Source organism: Oceanobacillus sp. E9 (assembly GCF_001741975.1).
GTDB lineage: Bacteria > Bacillota > Bacilli > Bacillales > Amphibacillaceae > Oceanobacillus > Oceanobacillus kimchii.
This window is the reverse complement of sequence record NZ_LSNA01000008.1, coordinates 396,890-417,039: the sequence shown is the minus strand read 5'-3', so window position 1 is coordinate 417,039 and position 20,150 is coordinate 396,890. Positions and strand designations below refer to the sequence as shown.

Genomic DNA, 20,150 nt, shown 5'->3' with positions numbered 1-20,150 from the left:
TAATGTGAAAACTAGATATTGATAATAGCTAAAAGCTACAAAGTAATAAAAAGGGAGGAAGTTGTTTATGAGAGAAGGACAACTATTTGAACAAATGAAGTTGTGGCGTGATTGGACGGTTGAATTTCTTCGTACTATCCCAAAAGCTATGTAGATATCATTCCAGAAGGACACAATAACAGTATACGTTGGAACGCCGGACATATTTTAGTTGGTTGGGATAATACTATGTTTCCCGCAGTTAATGAACAGAGGAAAATACCTTTATCATATCACTTACTTTTCCCTAGTGGTAGTAATCCAGGTGATTGGAAAGAACAACCTCCATCAATGAATAAGTTAATAAATCACCTTGAAGAGCAGCCGTTTAGGATTGAACAAGCATGTTCAGGACATCTCAATGATCCATTGAAGGAGTCATTTTTAGGCATGAAAACACTAGGTGATATGGTGGTTTTTCATATGATTCATGAGAATCTGCATATGGGACTAATTAAGAGTATGAAACAAATATTAATAGATAAATAGAGTTCTAAAACATAATGAGCATCACAAGTTGGAAAAATACTTAATTCTTTTCACATGTAACTGGAGACCAAAATCCATCCTTTTTTATCACCACTTGTCCTTTTTCATCAAAATTATCGAAGCACTTCTCGATAATTAATTCATTTGCTTTATGGTTTTTATGTATTTGATTAAATAGTAGGAAACCCGTTATTAGAATTGCGATACTTCCGATTACTGCAATAACCATAGCTAGTCTGTTATTATCCAAGTTTACCGACTCCTTACACATCTCCATAGTATAGAATTATAGTATTAAAAGAATAATTTATATTGAAAAAATAGTATAGAGTGAGCTATAGCCATTTGCTCACTCCGACTGTATTATAAATATCTAAAAATGAAAACGGCGTACAATTTCATTTTTCATGGTTTTTTCAGAAAATAGTACCATCCCAATTAGTGTTAGCAAAGCATATAAAGCAGTAGCAGCACTTGGCCATAATACAGTAGACCATGAACTTAAGAAAAGGAGCACAGGTAGAAATCCGAGTATAACCATTGTGCTCAAGTATCCAATGTATTCGCGCCATTTCATTGGTTTTCGTAATACGATAATGGTTACAAATAAAGTGGCGATTGTAACAAGAAATGGTATTACATAATGAATTGACCATTTAGAACTTCCGGAAGCTGCGTCTAGGATGAAAAGTGTTACGGATAGCGCAATGACTTGAAGTATCACTTTAGAACCGGTATGAGCCCTAGAAAGTATAGTGTGGTTAATAGTTAGTAATCCATATAATGCAGGTCCTAGTACATATAAGAACCACAATCTCTCCGAGTTAATCAATAGATTAATTAGTATGCTCGTACTGATTGCGAAGATAGCAATAAACAATACGAGACGCTGTGCAAAACGTCGTCTTTTTACCTTCGTTTCATATACAGGATAGTATTCGTTATCTCCTGCTTTTTCAGAAAGCTTATTCTTACATAACGGACAGTATTGTTGTTTGGTATAGATATCGCAGTTACTGCAATAATGCTGCATTGTTTTCACCTACTGTCATTGGAGTATACCTCAACTTCCATATTGTATGTTTGCGAAAGTTCCCGAAAGAAAGTACGGATAATATCTGCTTCTTTTATAATACGTGAAAAACTAATGACAAGCTCGTCATCAAATGCAATCATTGCGCTATTGATTGGGCTTTTCTTTGTTGGATATAAAATCAATTCCATGTGAGAGATATGGGATTGCATCGATTCAGGGAGTTGGACTCGTCCAACATTCGTCATCGTCATTGTTTTTGTACGCTCACTAAAACTTTTGTACCCATAACGTATAGCGTGGTACTTCAATGGGAGCGGAATAAATCGTGCTGTGAGTCTAGTCTGCCATTTCACTCGATCATTGATACTATGTTGTAAGTTTTCTTTTTGGACTTTCTCACGTAATTGCTTCGAAACCTCTAAGATAATTTCTTCCATTGTTGTGTGATCGTTAACCGCCATACCAACATGAACAACTCCAAAGAAATTACGGAGTGTATTAGAAGGAAAGAACTTTCGTAGGTTTACTGGAATAGCAATCTTTATTTCTTCCTGGTAAGCACGGAATTTTAATCTTTCTTTATAAATTGATGCAATAAGGAGAGATGAAATAAAAGCAGTAATTGTTGTTCCATGTTTTTTTGCAAGCTGATGAATACTTGCTGCGCTCATTTTTCCATGAATAACAACTGTTTGATCGATCGCTCCTCCGCGGATTTGATAAGATGAAGTCTCTTTGAGTTTTTCTGGTTTCTCTTTTGTTACGTAGTTTTGATAACTGTCGTCACGTTCGTAATAGCTTGGGCGGTCATTGATATCAATTAGACTACTCTCATAGCTCACATCTTTTCCTACATGAACAAGGTAGTAATAAATGAGTGCATTCACAAATTCTAAAGCTCCTGTTCCGTCTGTGACAGAATGAAAAAACTCTACTGCTATTCTTTTTTTATAATATGTGACACGAAGTAAAAACCCACTTGTTTCGATTGGGTCAATCGGTGCACATGGATATTGATTCTCCGGCTGAACAAAAAGCTTCTCATTATTTTCCACAAGGAAATCCCAGAATACACCTTTATTTAGCTTTACTGCAAACATCGGAAGACGATAAATAACGTCGTCTAATGCAAGCTGAAGTTTGTCTGGGTCTATTGTTTCTTTCATGACCGTAGCTAATCGAAAGACGGACGAATTTGACTGTTCAGATACAGCATGAAACATTTTTCCGGCATTATCAAGTTTGTACCATTCATCCATTTTTTGAACCTCTCTTGCTCTGTTGCTCATATTTTTTAAAAATATTGTTAGTCTTTATTTTAACAGATTTTATAGTATATTTTTGTCATTAGCTATTAATTAATGCAAGTATAATTATCAGTTGGTTAATTCTTATAATATAGATTTACCATTTTGGGATAAACTAATAGAAGCTATTTTCTTAGGAGTGATCACATGTTACTGACTGGAAACATTATTTCTGGGCAATTTGATGAAGTCATGAATGAATTCTCTATACAGAGAGTAAAACATTTCACTACAGAATCGACTATTAAAGAAAGCCAATTAAAAAGTCTTTATGATTATTTGAAAAAACACGAGGGCGACATGGGTGGTCAAATCATTACTTTATATGATCAATTGCCTATAAGGTTAAACCAGGAGGAAATTAGCCTCTTTATAAGTGACCTTGAAGAAGTTCAGTTAATGTATCGTCAATGAGTGTATATGAATGCCGGTAATTATTGCTCTACACCCTTTTAATTACTTTACTCCCAGCACTAACAAATGAATAGATGATGTATTAAAAAGATAGAAAAAGAAGGATTTCAATGAGGTGTTGTTTTATAGAAGGAGTGTTCAATATTGGAAAAGACAGAAAAAAGAAATCAAGGTCTGACGTTGGTAAGTGTAGTTGCTGGTGGAATAGCGGGATGGACAGTGAATGTTGGTTTAAGCATTTTTAATAATACGGATACGACACATTAGTATGGTATATCAATTTTCTTGGGTATAATTGTTGGCTTACTATGGGATATTTCAGATAAGCGAAATGGAGAATAAGATATTGGTTTTCTGAAGTATGTTAATCGTTATGTTTATTAGCTCTCACACAACTGCTTATGCTGAAACAACAAATCATGTTGATACAGATTTAAGCGATACACTTATGTATGCATTTATAAACAGTTTGAAGGGACCTACTGATAAAGCTATATAAAAGAAATTTACAAAGATGATAAGTTTGCTATGAATGAGAGACTATCCTGGTCTCCTTTCCAGACAGATATATTAGAAGTTAAGCACTTTATTTTAGTGTATATAAAGTTTGTATTGAAAAATGATTACTATTAATTGTATAAGGGTAATACTACTCTCTCCTTTTCCTAAAGTTAGAGGATAATTTTATCGCTATTAACTGTGGAATTAGATTTAAAATAGTTACTAAAATTACTAGCTGGTATGGCCAAAAAGGCTTAAAATAGCCAGTCCAATAATCGTTATCGGCTAACAGGCTAGTAAAGTATAACGAAAACAATAGAGATAGAAAATTTCCGGAAACGATAATAAATGAATTACGAAAAAATTTGCTAATGAAAGCAAGAATAGCAGTAGAAACAATCATAATCAGATATCCAAACATTAGATTATTCACAAAATCTATGTACATAGAAAAATAAACAAAAGGAAAACAGTATAAGCACAGTATGATAATTCCAGTAATTGGCCTTAAAATAAACTCACCTTTTAAATTCTTACAACTTTCTTTCTTTACCATCAGATTCAATCTTGATATTGAGCATTTTCATATTCCCAGTATCCATTGCTTCTTCTAACCTGGAAGCGTCAATTGTTGAATAAATTTCTACGTGTTTGCTTTCATTTTTATGTAATTTTAGATTGTATGGAGCACCATTGTTAACGATTTTAATCATGTCATGTTTTTCATCATTGTATTTATCAATAAAAGAAAGTAATAATTCTACATCGCTGTTGCTATGATTGGTTAACATAAGGTTACATTCAGCCACTAAGGTAGTATCTCCATTCTTTCGAATATCACATTCACTAAACTCTTGTTTATAAGATATTGCATATACTCCTGTAGCAAGTGTTTTTTGGTATGCATCAGCAAGATATTGAGGAATGAAGGTTGCTAATAATATCCCTATAAGAACAGTACGTTTTTTAAATTGATTTAATGATTTTACAGCTAGAGTAAGACTAGTAAACAGTAAAATTAAAGCTATAATGCCAAGATAATTTAGACCATCCCATGAATTGATAGCAATATTGAATATAAAGACATTACTCTCAGGAAAATTTTCATGAAAGAAAGGGAAACTTAACACTACGTAGATAGTAAAAATAACCAAAGTAATATGAAATTGCTTTTTGTTTTTAAAGATAATTTCACTACCCTTCATCGCTTATGTAGATCTTTTCACCTAATATTATCACAGTATTAATTGTTTTAAAATTTATATTTGATTTAATGTTTTGTGTTTTGTGTTAAAATATTTATTAGAGTTTATGCCAAGGAGTTACTAAATGAAGAAACGTAAAGTAGGTATTTTATTGTATGATTATGTAGATATTTTAGATTTTGCGGGTCCGGCAGAAGTATTGTCACTAACGACTAATTTAAAAGCTGAATAAACCTTGACTCTATATAGAAAGAAACTTTTACCAACTAGGCCATTCGATGTATTGACCCTAACAGAAACTGGAGAAAGCACAAATACTCACTCAGGAGTAAAGATTGAGCCCCAATTCGGTATTAATAATTGTCCCAAGCTAGATATTTTAATAATCCCGGGCGGTCCTTTAAAAGCCGTAGAATCTACAGTGGAAAACAAAAATATAATTAATTGGATTATTAATCAAAAAAATATTGAATATATATGCTCTGTATGTACGGGAGCATTTATATTAGGTAAAACAGGATTGTTAAGCAATAAAGAAGCAACCACTCACCATTTAGCTTTAAAGTTATTACAAGAAAGATACCCTGATATTATAGTTTTAGCTAATAAGAAAGTTGTTCATGATGAAAATATTATAACAGCTGCAGGAGTATCTTCAGGAATTAATATGGCTCTTTATCTTGTTTCGCAAACTTTAGGAGAATCAATTGCAGAAAGAACTGCTAAAGTAATCGAATTTAAACACAACTTTCAATAGAGATGAAATTTAACAAACAAGAAGTGGGACATCAAGATATTATAATGGTGTTCTTTTTTTCTGTCTTACTTATATTGGAGGTGTTTGCTATTTTATAGTTCTACTTGTATTTCCCTTATTAATTTGTCTCATATCTTTTTATGTAGGGATAACTACGATGAACAGATTAAGTAAATATATAGGATTTATTTTAGGGATAGCTTCCCTATTATGGTTGATTTTCTATATTTTTGTTTCCCAAGATTATTTGGTGGTTAGATGCAATATAGATTTGACCAAATATTCAGAGTGAGCTCATCAATATGGATAAAATGAGAAAGGATATGTTGTCATGAATTCAAAATATACAAGCTTATTAGGAATAGTGTTGATTACTATAGCAATAACTGCAGGTTGTAATACTTCTGCAGAAGAATCAAACGGCACAGATAATACCGAACAAAATCATAGCTCGAATCAAGCTTCTCCAGATTCAAACCATACGTCTTCCCCAACGGATGCATTGGAAGAGGAGACAGATAGAGATACTTCTGATTCAGATACCATTGTTCAGAAAAATAATCCTAATACAGCTGGAAAAATTGAAGAGAAAAGTGATGAGGAAACTGGAAATTCTACTAATAATATACAAAGTTTGAAAGAGGAATATCTTGAAAAACTATATAAAACCAAAAAAGAGACAGATAAAATTCGTAAAGAATCAGAAGATGATATTACTTATGCTTTAAAAAAAGTAGAAGGTGACAGATACGATGTTTGGGATGGTTTATTAAATGAAATTTACGGTATTTTAGAAGTTCAGTTATCAACAAAAGAAATGGAAGCTTTAAGAGTAGAACAACGAGAGTGGTTAGAATACAGGGATAATACTGCGAAGGAGGCATCGCTAGTATATGAAAATGGCACTATGGAGCAGTTGGAGTATGTAACTGTTCAAAACAATTTAACGGAGGAAAGATGCTTTCAATTAGTGGAAGAATATATGAAATAACCTGTTCGTTAACTTACACTTTTAATTTGCTGAATATACATAATAATTTGGGAGGTATAAGATGTCACAGCGAACAGTTGGTATATTATTATTTAATGAAGTAGAAGTTTTAGATTTTGCAGGACCATTTGAAGTTTTTTCTATTACAACATTACATAATTCGAATGATAAGTTGTTCAATGTGAGTACTATCTCAGAAAATGGAGAACTAGTTACTGCAAGAAATGGTTTGAAAGTTTATCCAGACTATAGTTTTGTCAATCATCCTTCCTTTGATATCGTAATAATTCCTGGAGGATATGGTGCTGAAGAAATTGAAATTAGCAATCCTAACGTAATTAATTGGATTAAAAATCAACAAGCAAAAGTAGAATTTATGACTTCGGTCTGTACTGGTGCGCTGCTACTTGCAAAAGCAGGAATTCTAGATGGGAAAAGAGCAACTACACATTGGATGGATTTAGATAGACTAGAGAAGGAATATTCATCTGTATTAGTCCAACGTGATACTAAGTTTATTGATGAGGGTTCCATTATTACTTCTGGAGGGATTTCAGCAGGAATTAATATGTCTTTTCATTTGATTTCTAGGTTACATGGAATTGAAGTTGCGAAAGAGACAGCCAAACGAATGGAATATGATATTAATTTATAAGTGAATGAATTTTATAATTGGTAATTTTTATTTGAAAACAGGAAATTCTAGTGGTGTTTGGATAAAATATTAAGGTTAAGACAAAAACTTGAATTTGATTGGAATGAGGATTGCTACTCCTATAAGAATTGCGCGGGCTGAAGATCCACTTGAAAAGTGTACTTCTTTTCAAGTTAGCTAAAAACCGGTGCCTGCGGAAAGCGCAAATGTAATGAAAATCAAAACATCGAACATTTGGATTTCACAAAATATCTAGTATGAGATTGACTCAAGTGAATCTATTTTGAATAAGTGAATCATTTAAAAGATGCTTTTTCATGTGGAGGACTTTATATGACTTCAAAAATAATTTTTGGTTCAAAGAGATTAGGAGAAGTAAAAAACTCTCAGTTACAGTCAATGCTTGATAAGTATGATTTAGGTAAACTCCTAACGTCGAGTAAAACAGAACATGGAGCTATGGGACAAACAATGTTTGTTACATCAACAAAAGGAAATTTTGTATTAAAAGGCAACCCTCTCTATCCCGGTCAGCTGGTCGAGGAGAATTTTTTTATTGATAATATAGATAATAGAACAAATGTGAAAGTTCCAAAACTCTATATAATTGATGATTCCAATGACATCTTTGGATGGAATTACGCCATTATCCAACGCCTTGAAGGAAAGCATTTAAATTCAAAAGAATTAGAAGATAACCTTCATGTAGAGGAGAAACTTAAAATAGCTGAGTTAATTGGCCAAACGTTATCTTCAATGCATAATTGGAAGGTGAATACGTTTGGTGAACTAGATACTGTAAGCTTGAAGATAGCACCTTTTGAGGATAGTTATACGAAGTGGCTATTTAGCAGAATAATGTACTGGTTAGAAGATGCGAAGAGATTCTCGAAAATAACGCATGAAGATATGGAATGGGTAAGATCCTTACTAACTGAATCCAAGGAAGATTTTAATCATTTTTGCTCGCCAACATTTGTGATGGGAGATTTTAAACCTGGAAACTTCTTAATTAATAAGGACCGTAGCGGTTGGGAGGTAAGCGGCGTATTTGATTTTACAAATGCTTATTTTGCTGATCCTATTTCAGATTTGATAAAGATGATTACATATTATATTGATAAAAATGAAATAGTGCCAGCTAAGCACTTAATAGATGTTTATTTTAACAGTTTAGCTGGAAAAGAGAATGGAAAAAAACGTCTAAAAGTGCATATGCTTCATCAAAGAGTGCTTGATTGGGGAAATGCAAAAGCGACGAAGATGGTTACTTGGGATGATGAGCTTTCTTTTTCAATATGGGTAAAAAAATATACAGATTTGGCAGAAACTCTATTAGAGTAATTCTTTTGTATTACTTTAAAGGAGTTTTTTTGGTGTATTAGTAAAATTTGTTTACTGTAGATAGAGCTTGCGCCTTTGTTCTTATATGCCTAAATTACTACTTCCTAAGGTAGGTTAATAGTAATAGATATTATATTTTGATTATTGACAATAACATAGGATTAAAGTATATTAATTGATAATGATTATCATTATTACAATAAGGTTTATCGGTCAAAAACCCTTAGACCAAAAACTAAATAATAGATAGGAAGGGTTTACATATGCTTAAAAAGAAACCATTTTTACTAGTATTAATGTTTACTATTATTGCTACTTTAGTATTAGTAGGTTGTTCGGGCCAATCCTCAACAGAGGAGACAGATGAGCCAGAAGAAGAATCTAATGATTCAGCAGAAACAGAAGATCAATACCCAATCACAATTGAACATGCTTTAGGCGAGACCGTTATTGAAAGTAAACCAGAAAGAATTACAACGATTCAGTGGGGAAACCATGATGACGCTTTAGCTCTTGGGGTAGTTCCAGCAGGATTTTCTGCTGCAAACTATGGTGTTCAAGATGATAGTGGAATGTTACCTTGGACTGCAGAAAAAGTACAAGAACTGGGTGAAGAAGCCCCGAATCTTTTTCAAGATACGGATGGTTTAGATTTCGAAGCAATTGCTGATAGTAATCCAGACGTTATTCTTGCAGCATACTCAGGTATAACGCAAGAAGATTATGATACATTAACTCAAATTGCTCCGGTTGTTGCCTATCCAAATGCTCCTTGGTTGACTACATGGAGAGAGCAGTTAGAAATGAATTCTACTGCTATGGGAATGAAAGAAGAAGGCGAACAATTAATTGCAGATGTAGAGAACCAAATTGATGAAAAGGTTAGTGAATATCCTGAACTTGAAGGAAAATCAGCTGCTTTTCTAAGTGTAAATGCGGAAGATTTATCTAGTTTCTTTGTCTACACACCTGCAGATCCACGTGGTGGATTCCTTTCTGAGCTAGGGATGGAATATCCTGAAAGTATTACAAATGAAATACAGGATTCAGATAGTTTCTATATAGAACCAAGTGCTGAAAATGCAGATATGCTTAATGATGTTGATATTTTAGTAACCTATGGTAATGAATATACACTTGAAGCGCTACAAGCAGATCCAATTTTCGGGAAAGTGCCAGCAATTGAAAGAGGTTCTGTCGTAGTTATTGGAGATAATACGCCACTTGCAGCATCAGGAACTCCAAGCGTACTGTCTATTCAATACACTATTGATGAATACTTAACTTTACTCTCAGAAGCTGCTAATAAAGTCGAATAAAATGAATAATCTATCCGTTTCAGAAAATAAGCAGTTGCATTTACCGAAGAATTTAATAAAAGTACTTTTGCTTTCAATTGTATTGCTTGGTATAAGTATATTAGCTTCGCTTGCTTTTGGGTCTCGTGTTGTTGGGTGGAATGATTTAATGGATGGCTTGTTCCATCCGGAAGTACAGACCCACGGAGCAAATGTTGTTCGCCAAAGAATTGCGAGAACTGTATTTAGTTTAATGTGTGGTGCTGCACTTGGAGTTTCTGGAGCACTAATGCAATCAGTTACTCGTAATCCAATTGCAGATCCTAGTATATTAGGAGTTAACACAGGTGCAGCGTTATTCGTCGTGTGTGGAATTGCCTTTTTTAATATTGGTAGTGCTAGTCATTATATTTGGTTTGCATTAGTAGGAGCAATTTTAACTGCCATTTTTGTATTCGGAATTGGTTCGATGGGGAGTGGCGGTGCCACGCCCCTTAAACTCGTTTTAGCGGGTGCAGCGACGAGTGCAGCGTTATCTTCACTCGTAATGGCAGTTATGATTCCTCGTTCCAGCGTTATGGATGAATTTAGATTTTGGCAGGTAGGTAGTGTAGGAGCTGGAGATTGGAACTCTGTCTCTCTGTTTATTCCTTTTCTTCTTGTGGGGATAATCATAGCGATTGCTACTTCACCAGCTCTAAATGCATTAGCATTAGGTGATGAAGCAGCTACTGGGCTAGGTGTACGTACAGGAACACTAAGACTTATTGCAGCTTTTGGAGGCGTGATATTGTGTGGTGTAGCAACAGCACTAGCAGGTCCTATCGGTTTTATCGGTTTGTTAGCAACACATGTAATCCGACTCGTGATTGGCCCTGATTTACGCTATGTTATCCCTCTATCTGCTTTAGCAGGTGCCGTTATTTTAACGATATCTGATGTATTCGGTCGAGTTATCGGAAGTCCTGGTGAGCTTGAAGTTGGTGTGGTTACGGCCTTTATCGGAGCTCCTATATTAATCTTAATAACTATGAAAGCGAAAATGCGTGCTTTATGATGAATAAATCAATGAATCTTATTATGATAGGTAGAATAAAAAGACGTCGTCGTTTTATCCTTGTCACTTCTTTACTGGCAATCACTGCTTTTGTGCTAAGTTGTACTATGCTTATGCTAGGTAATACAATCTATCCTATTTCGGATGTCATAAGTGTATTGCTTGGTGAGGAGGTCCAAGGTGCTTCATTTGCTGTAGGAACGATTCGTCTTCCAAGAATGGTAGCGGGTGTTTTTGCGGGGTTTGCTTTTGGGGTTGCTGGATATGTATTTCAAACGATGCTTCGTAATCCACTAGCAAATCCAAATGTTATCGGAATAACAGCTGGTTCCAGCGCTGCAGCTGTTTTCTGTATCATTGTACTTCAAGCAAGTACTACAGTTGTTTCTATTGCTTCTATTATTGGTGGACTTGCTACAGTAATTGTTATCTTTTTATTAGCAAGAGGTACTTCTTTTTCAATTGGTAGATTAATCTTAGTAGGAATTGGCATTCAGGCTATGCTAAATGCAGTAATATCTTACTTATTAATGATTGGTCAGGAAAATGATATTCCTACAGCAATGAGATGGCTTAATGGTAGTTTAAATGGTGCTAAGATGGAGGATGTTTATCCTCTTATCATTGCTGTTATTATTTTCGCGCCAATTATCGTAGCGCTTGGAAAGCGATTGGATATGCTAGAACTTGGCGAGCAAACTGCCATTTCACTTGGAGTCAACACGGATAAAACGCGAGTTATACTAATTATTACCTCCGTACTGATTCTTGCGTTAGCTACCGCTACAACAGGACCTATCGCATTTATTGCTTTTCTGTCTGGGCCTATTGCCAAAAGGTTAGTTGGTGCAGGTTTTTCCAGTATTATTCCAGCAGGACTTGTTGGCATCATTTTAGTTTTGGCATCAGATCTTGTAGGACAATTTGCATTCGCTGCTAGGTACCCTGTAGGTGTAATCACAGGTATTATCGGAGCACCATACTTGATTTATTTGCTAATCCGAATGAATCGAAAGGGAGATTTATAATGAAACCGACACATGATTTTCATACAGAGGGAATTACTGCTGGATACGATAATAAAGCTATCTTACACGATGTAGATATTTCCATTCCAAGTAATAAAATCAGCATTATTATTGGAGCGAACGGTTGTGGGAAATCTACTCTGCTTAAGACAATGGCAAGGCTTATCAAGCCTTCCTCTGGTCAAGTTATCTTAGGGGGAAAATCAATTCAAAAAATTCCCCCGAAACAGGTAGCTAAAGTATTAGGATTATTACCACAGTCACCAATTGTTCCTGAGGGAATAACAGTTGCAGACTTGGTGGGAAGAGGAAGGTTTCCGCATCAAACATTTCTAAAAGGCTGGACAAAAAAAGATTATGAAGCGGTTAGTGAAGCAATGGAAATTATGAATATTACTGAGTTTGCCGATCGACATATTGATGAGCTTTCAGGTGGTCAAAGACAGCGTGTATGGATTGCCATGTCTTTAGCGCAACAAACAGATATCTTACTTCTAGATGAACCAACTACCTTTTTAGATATCACGTATCAGGTGGAGATTTTAGATTTACTAACGAAATTAAATCGAAAATACGGTACAACCATTGTGATGGTATTGCATGATATAAATTTATCAGCACGGTATGCAGACCATATCTTTGCGATAAAAGAAGGCAAACTTATAGAAGAAGGGAATCCAACGGAAGTTCTAACAAGTGAGCTCGTGAAAACTGTGTTTGATTTAGATTGCATTGTTATTCCAGATCCTATTTCACAAACTCCATTAGTGATTCCAAAAGGTCGGTATCATGTAAAAGCTTAAGGTTTATTGTGATATAGTTAAAAGTAATTATTTGTCTTATTGCATCTTATGAGAATGTAAGCTTGATAGTTTATAAATTCGTGAAGTTACTTTATTCTAAGTAGTAGGAGGTGCATGACATTATGTCTATATACAAGTATCAAGTTGAAAAAAGTAATGGAGAAGAAATTTCATTATCTCAGTATCGTGACAATGTCTTATTAATTGTTAATACAGCAACCAAATGCGGGTTTGCGAATCAATTTGAAGGATTAGAAGAATTGCACCAAGAATATCAAGATCAGGGACTGCGTGTTCTTGGATTTCCAAGTAATCAGTTCAATGAACAAGAACCGGTCGATGATGACAATATGGAAGAAGCGTGTAAGATTAATTTTGGTGTTACATTTCCATTGTTTAAAAAGATTGATGTAAAAGGTCCTAATGCTGCTCCATTATTTAAGTATTTAACAGAGGAACAAAAAGGATTGTTAGGCAGTAACGTGAAATGGAATTTTACAAAGTTTCTTGTAGATCGAAATGGTAACGTAGTGAAGAGGTTCGCTCCTAAAGATAAACCAGCAAAAATAGAAAATGATATCAAAGCGCTTTTATAAGCTTAGGTGATTTTGGGGCTGAAATTTAAAAAGATAAAAAAATAAAAAAATAAAATCAGCAGTCTTTAAGACTGCTGATTTTTTGCGTTGCATAAATAATAAATTGAATATTACTCATCAGACAAGTCGTGCTTATTCCTTTGGGTGATGAAAGTCGACATCGGTTTGCTTTCAGCTCATTGCGTTTCCTTTACCTCAAAAGAAACAGGAAGTTCAATGCCCATTGTCGAACCACCCATAAAAACAAGGGAACAGTTTGTGCATGGCTAAACAGATGCTTGGGTGAAGGGTGATGCAAGTATTACGCCCGTTGATGCACTTTTTGAGAAACCTAACCAGGAGGAACTAGTGGAAAGAGAATCTTGGATTATTGATGGTAATTACGGTGGTACGATGGAAATCAGATTACATGCTGTGGATACCATTATTTTTCTACATATATCAAGGTATATTTGTTTGTTCCGAGCGATAAAAAGAAGTATTAAATTTAGCGAGTCTTAAACAACTATCAGATACAAAACAAATTATTATTTTGAAATCACACCAAGGGAGGTTAGTGGTTTTTAGAAACTATTTCCAGGATACATAGATCAAAAAAATGATTTCTATTTAAAAATTAGCCCCATGGAAATTAAGTCAAGGGGCTAATACCATATCCATTACTGTCTTTTCTTTGTTTTTTTATTGTTAAACTTTTCTTCGGCTGTTAATGGTTCATTGGCAAATTCATGATCAAATTGTTTGGAAAGATTTCCTCTGACTGCTTGTTCATCGCTCATATTAGCACGATCTTTCTTTGACTTTTTATTCATAAAAAACACCTCCTAACTTATTTTTCCTATGTAAAGTTAATTTATGTAATAAATACTTCCTAATGTGATAGATATACTAAAAACATTAAAAACAAGCAATTGCCTTAGAGTATCCGCCCCCACATAAAAAGAAAAAACGCATAGATTATCAATGTAAAGTAAAGGGGGGAAATAATAATATGTGGAAAAAATATGATAAAGATGGGAATCAAGAATTCAGTTTTTCAAAAGCGCGTGCACAGGCAGATGCAGATTCGAAATCAAATGTTGATTTTGATTCTGATATAAAGCTTGACAATGACAACGATAACGATAACGACAACAAATCAAAGAACAAAAATCGTAATATCAATATTGCAAAAGTAGTTAACAGTGGAAATTCTTATGTAGATGTAAAATCCGATTCTAAGTCTAAGTCTAAAGCAGATACTGACGACGATAACTTTAACGATAATGGTGATGTAGCAGGCGAACAAGATAATAACGACGACGATGATCGTCATAAAGATAATCATCATTGTTGCAAAAAAAGAAAAAGATTTTAATACAATGTTTTCAAAGTGGGATATCCAACCATCCCACTTTGTCCCTATAACTTTGGCGAAAAGGAGGTTGTAATATGGCGAATATAGATAATCTATATAATATTAAAGGTAAAAGAAGACCTTATTCAAACGATACACAAGCTATCGAGTCAACGATTAGGGAAAGCGGAAATTCAGATGTCGATATTAGTATTCTTGTTGATACTAAACCGATAGCATATGCGATGTTATGTTCATTACTAGCCACCAAGCAACTTACGAGACGTGAATTTGAAAAAGCAGTTCGTGAGCTAGAAGAATTAACTCACAACTTTAACAGAAATGATGTTTCCAATGTTAGGCTTTATGAAGATAAATGAGAAGGTAAACATCTGCCTTCTTATTCTACATAAATACTATTTTCATATGTAACTTGTATGTATTTCCGATAATTATATCTGATGGGATTTTAGAGGGTATAAACATGTCATTTCTTTTCGTTCGAAAGCTGTTGGGTGTACAGTTGCGTTAGATACGGCAAAGCGAATGGAGTATGATATGGACTTCAAATAAGTAAAAAATATTACTTTTTTTAAACAAGATTACTACTGTCAAAAAGGATTATGTTATAATAATTGACAGAATATTACAACCACAATTTTAATCAAACGTTTATTTGAAGGAGAGATAAAGAATGAGTAACCCAATTATAAAACGTACCAATACCATTTTTATTCATGTGAGTGATTTACAACGTTCGGTTCAATGGTATAGTGATTTGCTAAGTGAAGAAGTAGATGTAAGTAAAGTCGCTGATCCAGTACATAACTTAAAGATGGAACAGAATACAGGTATAACGTTAGATGCAGGACCTCCAGGAATGACAAAAGAAATACAGCCATTACCGTATCCACTATTTAACTTCTACACAGAGGATATTTATCAAGCATATGAATATCTTCAACAATTAGGATTTCAAATAGAGTCAGATATCGTAGAGTTTGATGATTTTTCTTTTTTTAATATAAGCGACCCAGATAAGAATATGATTATGATTTGTACTGGATAAATAATCATATAGAATGAGGTGGATGTTTTGGATAAAAGCTCAACTGTTAAGGCAAAAGTATTACTTTCTATAATCGTGGTACTTCCTTTGCTTGCTTTCTCGGAAATAGATGATTCATTCTACAGATGGTTTGCTACTTCCTTTTGGGGAATCATTTTTATCTTCTTTATTCAACCATTCGTTTATAAACGTTTTTAACATTCCTACGATTAGTTAGGCTGGTATATCTAGCCTTTTTTATATTGTCAAAAATTCACCTGGAGAGGTTGCTATATTATTCAATGAAGCGTATATTAAATTGTTAAAGAATAATGTTTTGCGTTAGAAAGAAGGTTCATCATGGTAGAATCTCAAGAGAATCAAAAGAGTAATAATCAGCTTCAATTTGTACTTTTATTTATAGGAATTATTGTTGTGGCATTTAATCTACGTCCGGCCATTACATCAGTAGGTCCATTGATAAGTTTTATTCGAGAAGATATTGATATTTCAAATGGTACGGCAGGATTATTAACGAGCTTGCCATTGATAGCATTTGCAGTTATTTCACCTATGGTACCAAACTTTGCTCATAAATTTACAAGAGAAAAAGTATTAATCTATGGACTTATATTAATTATGATTGGAATTTTAATTCGATCTATTTCTGTATTTACTTTATTACTAATAGGAACCTTAATCATCGGTACAGGGATAGCAATATGTAATGTATTATTACCGAGTGTGATTAAGAGTCACTTTCCGTTAAAGGTGGCATTGATGACTAGTATTTATACCACGGTTATGAATATTTTTGCTGCGGCTGGATCTGGGTTAAGTAACCCTCTTGCGAAAGATCTAGGCCTGGGTTGGCAGCTTTCTTTACTTATTTGGGCAATACCTGCTGTGTTTGCGGCTGTAATATGGATGATTATCATAAGAAAAGACACAACGAAGGAAGAAAACATTACTCCTTCTAAAAAAGGAATTCTATCTGGTAATCGTATGTGGCGGATACCGCTGGCATGGGTCGTTGCTGCTTTTTTAGGCTTACAATCAACGCTTTTTTACGTTACGATCTCTTGGCTTCCTGAAATTTTGCATAATTTTGGTATGAGCATGGCGACGGCTGGATGGCTCCTTTCCATTACACAAATTATTGGATTACCAGCGAGTTTTGCTATCCCTATCCTAGCTGGTAAGTTACAAAAACAATCCTTTATTGCTTGTTCGATTGGTGTTTTCTCATTAATTGGATATGGTGGATTGTTATTGGGAGATTCTTGGGCAATGATAATATTTAGTTTGATTTTTATTGGAATCGCATTAGGTGGAGGATTTGCTTTGGCTTTAACTTTCTTAGGGCTTCGGTCTAAGGATGCGGAACAAGCAACGGAACTTTCGGGAATGGCACAATCTGTCGGTTATTTACTTGCTGCTATAGGTCCGTTTGCGATTGGTTCTATTTATGATGTTACAGCAAGCTGGACGTTTCCACTGTTAACATTGATTATAATAGCGGTATTATTGATTATTATTGGATATCAAGTTGGTAAAGACAGATATGTGATTGATTAAGTAATATAAGACAAGTTTTATAAATTATAAATACTTCTGAGGGAATGGGGGAAAGTGAAGGAATGAAAGTTAAATCTAACACCCCGGAGGTAGCATCATGATGAAGTGGATTAGCATTACGATAACTGCAATATTAATCGTTGGAGCGTTAATGTTTTTAATAAATGTAGAGGACAAACAAAGATACAGATCATCAGATAATATTCGTGAAATATCCGCGAAGGTAGAAGAGATGAGTTTAGATGAAAAGATCGGCCAACTGATCGTTGGTGGAATTGACGGAACAGAAATAAATAATGAAACAAAAGATATGATTGAACATTATCATATTGGAGGAGTCATTCTATTTGCAGACAATATCGAAAGTAAGACGCAAACTGTAAATCTTATGAATGACATGAAAAAAGTGAATGAGAATAATCCCTATCCATTGCTTCTTGGGGTTGATGAAGAAGGTGGAAGTGTAACAAGAATGCCAGAAGAGATTACAAGTCTTCCTCCTAGTGGGTCTATAGGAAAAGAACAAGATCAGGAACTTGCTTTTGAAGTTGGTACGCTTTTAGGAAAACAGATGCAGGGGTTAGGTTTTAACTTAGATTTTGCTCCAGTGCTTGATGTAAATAGTAACCCAGATAATCCTGTTATTGGAGATCGTTCCTTTGGTGACAATCCAGATATAGTGAGTGATATGGGAATCCAAACCATGAAAGGAATTCAGAGTGAAGGAATTATCTCTGTCGTCAAACACTTTCCTGGACATGGGGATACAAGTGAGGATTCACATTTAGAGCTTCCAAAAGTGGACAAGAGCTTGAAGGAACTTTTAGAAGTTGAACTGGTTCCTTTCGAAAAAGCAATTTCCAATGGAGCTGACGTAGTTATGACTGCACATATTTTATTGCCGCAAATGGATGCCACATACCCAGCATCTATGTCTGAAAATATGATTACTGGATTATTGAGAGACGATATGGGTTTTAATGGAGTTGTTATCTCAGACGATTTAACGATGGGAGCAATAACGGAAAACTTTAGAATAGAAGAAGCGGCTATCCAATCAGTAAAAGCTGGCAGTGATATGATACTTATCGCACATCATCCAAATGCGGTGACTTCTGTTCATGAGGCATTGAAAGCAGCTGTAGAAAATGGCGATATAAGTGAAGTGAATATTAACGAAAGTGTTGAAAGAATCATTCATTTAAAAAGGAAATACAAACTTTCAAACGAAGAAACTCCTCAGACATACTTTCAATGGATTAACGAGAAGGTTCAAGAGATTTTAAATAAAGTCTCTTGACCTTTTTTATTTATTGGGGGTATAAAGAGATTCTTAATTTAATTTTAATTGGATATTTTTAACATATATTTAAAATCTAGCTATCTACCGGTATTATTTTCCTGATTAAAGAAAAAAGAGCTGTAAAATACTAAAATAAATTGTTATTTCTCCTTAAACTCAATGTTAATACACTGTGATTTTCATATGATAGATTAGGTGCAGTGATAAAATATGATGGATTTTATCGATATTCATCATATTTTAACTAGTATAGTAGAGAAACAAAGGAGGAATAACGTTGGCAAAGTCCAATCTATCAGCTAAGAAATACGTGCTTTCTACAGCATTTGTTACTTCTTTAGCCCTAACACCTATTTTTGCGGGAAGCGTGTTTGCTAATGCTGGAGCAGGAGCTTCAGAGGGAGATATACCTGCTAGCGAAAGTAACCTTCCTAACGTAACAGAGCAAGAAGAAACTTCCACGAGTGTAGGACTCATTCAGCGCGGGGATGTAAGCTCTGCAGTGGAGAACTTGCAAGAAGAATTACAAGATCAAGGTTATTATACATATAACATTGATGGTATCTTTGGTCCAATTACTGAAGAAGCAGTAAGAGAATATCAAGCAGACCAAGATTTACAAGTGGATGGTATTGTAGGACCAAATACAGAAGAAGCGTTGGCAGTAGAAAATGAAGGTTCTGATGGAGAATTAAATATTGTAGAAAAAGACGAAGATGAGAATACAACTGAGTCTGGAGACATCCAATCCGATATTGTTGCTGCAGCAGAGAGCGTTGTAGGTACTCCTTATGTATGGGGAGGAACAACTACAGATGGAATGGATAGTAGTGGATTTATTAACTATGTATTCAATCAAGTAGATATTGATATTTCTCGTACGCATAGTGAGATGTGGGTAAATGATGGAGTACATGTAGATTCTCCTGAAATTGGAGACGTTGTATTCTTTGAAGGAACCTATGACACTAAAGGAGCTTCACACAGTGGTATCTATATTGGTAATGGTCAAATGATTCATGCTGGAAATGACGGTGTCAGTGTCGCTGATTTCACCATTGATTACTGGCAAGATCATTACATTGGCGCAAAGTCTTTCACTGAATAATATAATCTAAAAAAATTAGTATGATTACTCAAAGAAAAGAGGCTAGTAAAATCTAGCCTCTTTTCTTTGTGTTTTATTTTTAATTTAATGAACCAATTTCATAATTAATATATTTAGTATAAAATTCGAATGTTGTGCTGTTTGATTTCCATTATAGACGGACGCTTTTTAGCAGGCACGGCCTCAGCTAACTTGAAAAGAAGAACACTTTTCAAGTGGATCTTCAGTTCGTTATTCTGAGCAGGAGTCGCCGTCTT

The 20,150-nt window shown here is 34.5% G+C and carries 25 protein-coding genes and 1 pseudogene; 21 read left to right on the top strand and 5 right to left on the bottom strand.

The genetic code is table 11. The features are described 5' to 3' along the window. The first annotated feature begins 123 nt into the window (after positions 1 to 123). Positions 124 to 528, top strand: coding sequence for a DinB family protein (locus AQ616_RS15820; protein WP_346421889.1), 405 nt, complete (start codon positions 124 to 126; stop codon positions 526 to 528). Positions 529 to 568: 40 nt separating this feature from the next. On the opposite strand, the gene AQ616_RS15815 is transcribed toward AQ616_RS15820, so the two are convergent. The 3 genes from AQ616_RS15815 to AQ616_RS15805 form a co-directional block, all read right to left on the bottom strand. Beyond that, entirely contained in the window at positions 569 to 778 is a 210-nt protein-coding gene (locus AQ616_RS15815; protein ID WP_069686221.1) for a hypothetical protein, read from the bottom strand. A gap of 123 nt (positions 779 to 901) precedes the next feature. Further along, positions 902 to 1,561 carry a DUF6320 domain-containing protein gene (locus tag AQ616_RS15810; RefSeq protein ID WP_017795287.1) on the bottom strand — a complete coding sequence of 220 codons (660 nt, stop codon included), beginning with the start codon at positions 1,559 to 1,561 and terminating at the stop codon, positions 902 to 904. A 5-nt stretch (positions 1,562 to 1,566) separates the two neighbouring features. Then, positions 1,567 to 2,823 carry a condensation domain-containing protein gene (locus AQ616_RS15805; RefSeq protein ID WP_069686220.1) on the bottom strand — a complete coding sequence of 419 codons (1,257 nt, stop codon included), beginning with the start codon at positions 2,821 to 2,823 and terminating at the stop codon, positions 1,567 to 1,569. Positions 2,824 to 3,018: 195 nt separating this feature from the next. On the opposite strand from AQ616_RS15805, the gene AQ616_RS15800 reads away from it, so the two are divergent. The 3 genes from AQ616_RS15800 (at position 3,019) to AQ616_RS19665 (ending at position 3,784) form a co-directional block, all read left to right on the top strand. Continuing rightward, positions 3,019 to 3,285 carry a hypothetical protein gene (locus tag AQ616_RS15800; RefSeq protein ID WP_017795288.1) on the top strand — a complete coding sequence of 89 codons (267 nt, stop codon included), beginning with the start codon at positions 3,019 to 3,021 and terminating at the stop codon, positions 3,283 to 3,285. Positions 3,286 to 3,429: 144 nt separating this feature from the next. Beyond that, entirely contained in the window at positions 3,430 to 3,552 is a 123-nt protein-coding gene (locus tag AQ616_RS20110; RefSeq protein WP_017795289.1) for a hypothetical protein, read from the top strand. Between the two features lie 94 nt (positions 3,553 to 3,646). Beyond that, on the top strand, positions 3,647 to 3,784 hold the full coding sequence (locus AQ616_RS19665) for a hypothetical protein (protein WP_168156655.1): 138 nt from the start codon (positions 3,647 to 3,649) through the stop codon (positions 3,782 to 3,784). Between the two features lie 535 nt (positions 3,785 to 4,319). Here the strand turns inward: AQ616_RS19665 and AQ616_RS15785 are convergent. After that, entirely contained in the window at positions 4,320 to 4,991 is a 672-nt protein-coding gene (locus AQ616_RS15785; RefSeq protein ID WP_069686218.1) for a hypothetical protein, read from the bottom strand. A 283-nt stretch (positions 4,992 to 5,274) separates the two neighbouring features. Between AQ616_RS15785 and AQ616_RS15780 the strand changes: the two genes are divergently transcribed. The 10 genes and pseudogenes from AQ616_RS15780 to AQ616_RS19660 all read left to right on the top strand — a co-directional run. Continuing rightward, on the top strand, positions 5,275 to 5,748 hold the full coding sequence (locus tag AQ616_RS15780; protein ID WP_168156654.1) for a DJ-1/PfpI family protein: 474 nt from the start codon (positions 5,275 to 5,277) through the stop codon (positions 5,746 to 5,748). Positions 5,749 to 6,079: 331 nt separating this feature from the next. Next, positions 6,080 to 6,739: a lysozyme inhibitor LprI family protein gene (locus tag AQ616_RS15775; protein WP_017795292.1), complete on the top strand. Its 660-nt coding sequence runs from the start codon at positions 6,080 to 6,082 to the stop codon at positions 6,737 to 6,739. Positions 6,740 to 6,800: 61 nt separating this feature from the next. Beyond that, complete coding sequence (locus AQ616_RS15770) at positions 6,801 to 7,394, top strand: DJ-1/PfpI family protein (RefSeq protein ID WP_017795293.1); 594 nt, start codon at positions 6,801 to 6,803, stop codon at positions 7,392 to 7,394. A gap of 333 nt (positions 7,395 to 7,727) precedes the next feature. Beyond that, positions 7,728 to 8,738, top strand: a complete 1,011-nt coding sequence (locus AQ616_RS15765; protein WP_069686217.1) for an aminoglycoside phosphotransferase family protein — start codon at positions 7,728 to 7,730, stop codon at positions 8,736 to 8,738. Positions 8,739 to 9,001: 263 nt separating this feature from the next. Then, complete coding sequence (locus AQ616_RS15760) at positions 9,002 to 10,057, top strand: iron-siderophore ABC transporter substrate-binding protein (protein WP_069686216.1); 1,056 nt, start codon at positions 9,002 to 9,004, stop codon at positions 10,055 to 10,057. A 1-nt stretch (position 10,058) separates the two neighbouring features. Then, positions 10,059 to 11,093, top strand: coding sequence for a FecCD family ABC transporter permease (locus AQ616_RS15755; RefSeq protein ID WP_069686215.1), 1,035 nt, complete (start codon positions 10,059 to 10,061; stop codon positions 11,091 to 11,093). Beyond that, positions 11,090 to 12,121, top strand: coding sequence for a FecCD family ABC transporter permease (locus AQ616_RS15750; protein ID WP_069686214.1), 1,032 nt, complete (start codon positions 11,090 to 11,092; stop codon positions 12,119 to 12,121). Before AQ616_RS15755 ends, AQ616_RS15750 begins: the two co-directional genes overlap by 4 nt. Next, complete coding sequence (locus AQ616_RS15745) at positions 12,121 to 12,924, top strand: ABC transporter ATP-binding protein (RefSeq protein WP_069686213.1); 804 nt, start codon at positions 12,121 to 12,123, stop codon at positions 12,922 to 12,924. The genes AQ616_RS15750 and AQ616_RS15745 overlap by 1 nt, the downstream gene beginning before the upstream one ends. 122 nt (positions 12,925 to 13,046) lie before the next feature. Further along, positions 13,047 to 13,520: a glutathione peroxidase gene (locus tag AQ616_RS15740; protein WP_069686212.1), complete on the top strand. Its 474-nt coding sequence runs from the start codon at positions 13,047 to 13,049 to the stop codon at positions 13,518 to 13,520. Positions 13,521 to 13,802: 282 nt separating this feature from the next. Beyond that, positions 13,803 to 14,009: pseudogene (locus AQ616_RS19660) on the top strand (P-loop NTPase family protein); the annotation flags it as partial. Between the two features lie 170 nt (positions 14,010 to 14,179). Here the strand turns inward: AQ616_RS19660 and sspO are convergent. Then, complete coding sequence (gene sspO, locus AQ616_RS15735) at positions 14,180 to 14,332, bottom strand: small acid-soluble spore protein O (RefSeq protein ID WP_017795301.1); 153 nt, start codon at positions 14,330 to 14,332, stop codon at positions 14,180 to 14,182. 179 nt (positions 14,333 to 14,511) lie between these two features. Between sspO and AQ616_RS15730 the strand changes: the two genes are divergently transcribed. From AQ616_RS15730 to AQ616_RS15705, 7 genes are all read left to right on the top strand, one after another. Then, a complete protein-coding gene (locus AQ616_RS15730) occupies positions 14,512 to 14,877 on the top strand; it encodes a hypothetical protein (protein ID WP_017795302.1) in 366 nt (121 codons plus the stop codon). 74 nt (positions 14,878 to 14,951) lie between these two features. Next, positions 14,952 to 15,236: a hypothetical protein gene (locus AQ616_RS15725; protein ID WP_017795303.1), complete on the top strand. Its 285-nt coding sequence runs from the start codon at positions 14,952 to 14,954 to the stop codon at positions 15,234 to 15,236. Positions 15,237 to 15,550: 314 nt separating this feature from the next. Beyond that, positions 15,551 to 15,925, top strand: coding sequence for a VOC family protein (locus AQ616_RS15720; RefSeq protein WP_069686211.1), 375 nt, complete (start codon positions 15,551 to 15,553; stop codon positions 15,923 to 15,925). Positions 15,926 to 15,952: 27 nt separating this feature from the next. Next, positions 15,953 to 16,123 carry a hypothetical protein gene (locus AQ616_RS19655; RefSeq protein ID WP_168156652.1) on the top strand — a complete coding sequence of 57 codons (171 nt, stop codon included), beginning with the start codon at positions 15,953 to 15,955 and terminating at the stop codon, positions 16,121 to 16,123. Between the two features lie 141 nt (positions 16,124 to 16,264). Then, positions 16,265 to 17,482 carry a CynX/NimT family MFS transporter gene (locus AQ616_RS15715; RefSeq protein WP_069686210.1) on the top strand — a complete coding sequence of 406 codons (1,218 nt, stop codon included), beginning with the start codon at positions 16,265 to 16,267 and terminating at the stop codon, positions 17,480 to 17,482. 97 nt (positions 17,483 to 17,579) lie between these two features. After that, positions 17,580 to 18,782 (top strand): beta-N-acetylhexosaminidase, encoded by a 1,203-nt coding sequence (gene nagZ / locus AQ616_RS15710; RefSeq protein WP_069686209.1) that lies wholly within the window; start codon positions 17,580 to 17,582, stop codon positions 18,780 to 18,782. Positions 18,783 to 19,062: 280 nt separating this feature from the next. Beyond that, positions 19,063 to 19,893, top strand: a complete 831-nt coding sequence (locus AQ616_RS15705; protein WP_069686208.1) for a C40 family peptidase — start codon at positions 19,063 to 19,065, stop codon at positions 19,891 to 19,893. Positions 19,894 to 20,150: the final 257 nt, after the last annotated feature.

Coding starts and splice junctions, on each gene's coding strand:
- AQ616_RS15810 (WP_017795287.1), bottom strand. CDS start 1,561: ATGCAGCATTATTGCAGTAACTGCGATATCTATACCAAACAACAATAC.
- AQ616_RS15805 (WP_069686220.1), bottom strand. CDS start 2,823: ATGGATGAATGGTACAAACTTGATAATGCCGGAAAAATGTTTCATGCT.
- AQ616_RS15800 (WP_017795288.1), top strand. CDS start 3,019: ATGTTACTGACTGGAAACATTATTTCTGGGCAATTTGATGAAGTCATG.
- AQ616_RS19665 (WP_168156655.1), top strand. CDS start 3,647: ATGTTAATCGTTATGTTTATTAGCTCTCACACAACTGCTTATGCTGAA.
- AQ616_RS15785 (WP_069686218.1), bottom strand. CDS start 4,991: ATGAAGGGTAGTGAAATTATCTTTAAAAACAAAAAGCAATTTCATATT.
- AQ616_RS15775 (WP_017795292.1), top strand. CDS start 6,080: ATGAATTCAAAATATACAAGCTTATTAGGAATAGTGTTGATTACTATA.
- AQ616_RS15770 (WP_017795293.1), top strand. CDS start 6,801: ATGTCACAGCGAACAGTTGGTATATTATTATTTAATGAAGTAGAAGTT.
- AQ616_RS15765 (WP_069686217.1), top strand. CDS start 7,728: ATGACTTCAAAAATAATTTTTGGTTCAAAGAGATTAGGAGAAGTAAAA.
- AQ616_RS15760 (WP_069686216.1), top strand. CDS start 9,002: ATGCTTAAAAAGAAACCATTTTTACTAGTATTAATGTTTACTATTATT.
- AQ616_RS15755 (WP_069686215.1), top strand. CDS start 10,059: ATGAATAATCTATCCGTTTCAGAAAATAAGCAGTTGCATTTACCGAAG.
- AQ616_RS15750 (WP_069686214.1), top strand. CDS start 11,090: ATGATGAATAAATCAATGAATCTTATTATGATAGGTAGAATAAAAAGA.
- AQ616_RS15745 (WP_069686213.1), top strand. CDS start 12,121: ATGAAACCGACACATGATTTTCATACAGAGGGAATTACTGCTGGATAC.
- AQ616_RS15740 (WP_069686212.1), top strand. CDS start 13,047: ATGTCTATATACAAGTATCAAGTTGAAAAAAGTAATGGAGAAGAAATT.
- sspO (WP_017795301.1), bottom strand. CDS start 14,332: ATGAATAAAAAGTCAAAGAAAGATCGTGCTAATATGAGCGATGAACAA.
- AQ616_RS15730 (WP_017795302.1), top strand. CDS start 14,512: ATGTGGAAAAAATATGATAAAGATGGGAATCAAGAATTCAGTTTTTCA.
- AQ616_RS15725 (WP_017795303.1), top strand. CDS start 14,952: ATGGCGAATATAGATAATCTATATAATATTAAAGGTAAAAGAAGACCT.
- AQ616_RS15720 (WP_069686211.1), top strand. CDS start 15,551: ATGAGTAACCCAATTATAAAACGTACCAATACCATTTTTATTCATGTG.
- AQ616_RS15715 (WP_069686210.1), top strand. CDS start 16,265: ATGGTAGAATCTCAAGAGAATCAAAAGAGTAATAATCAGCTTCAATTT.
- nagZ (WP_069686209.1), top strand. CDS start 17,580: ATGATGAAGTGGATTAGCATTACGATAACTGCAATATTAATCGTTGGA.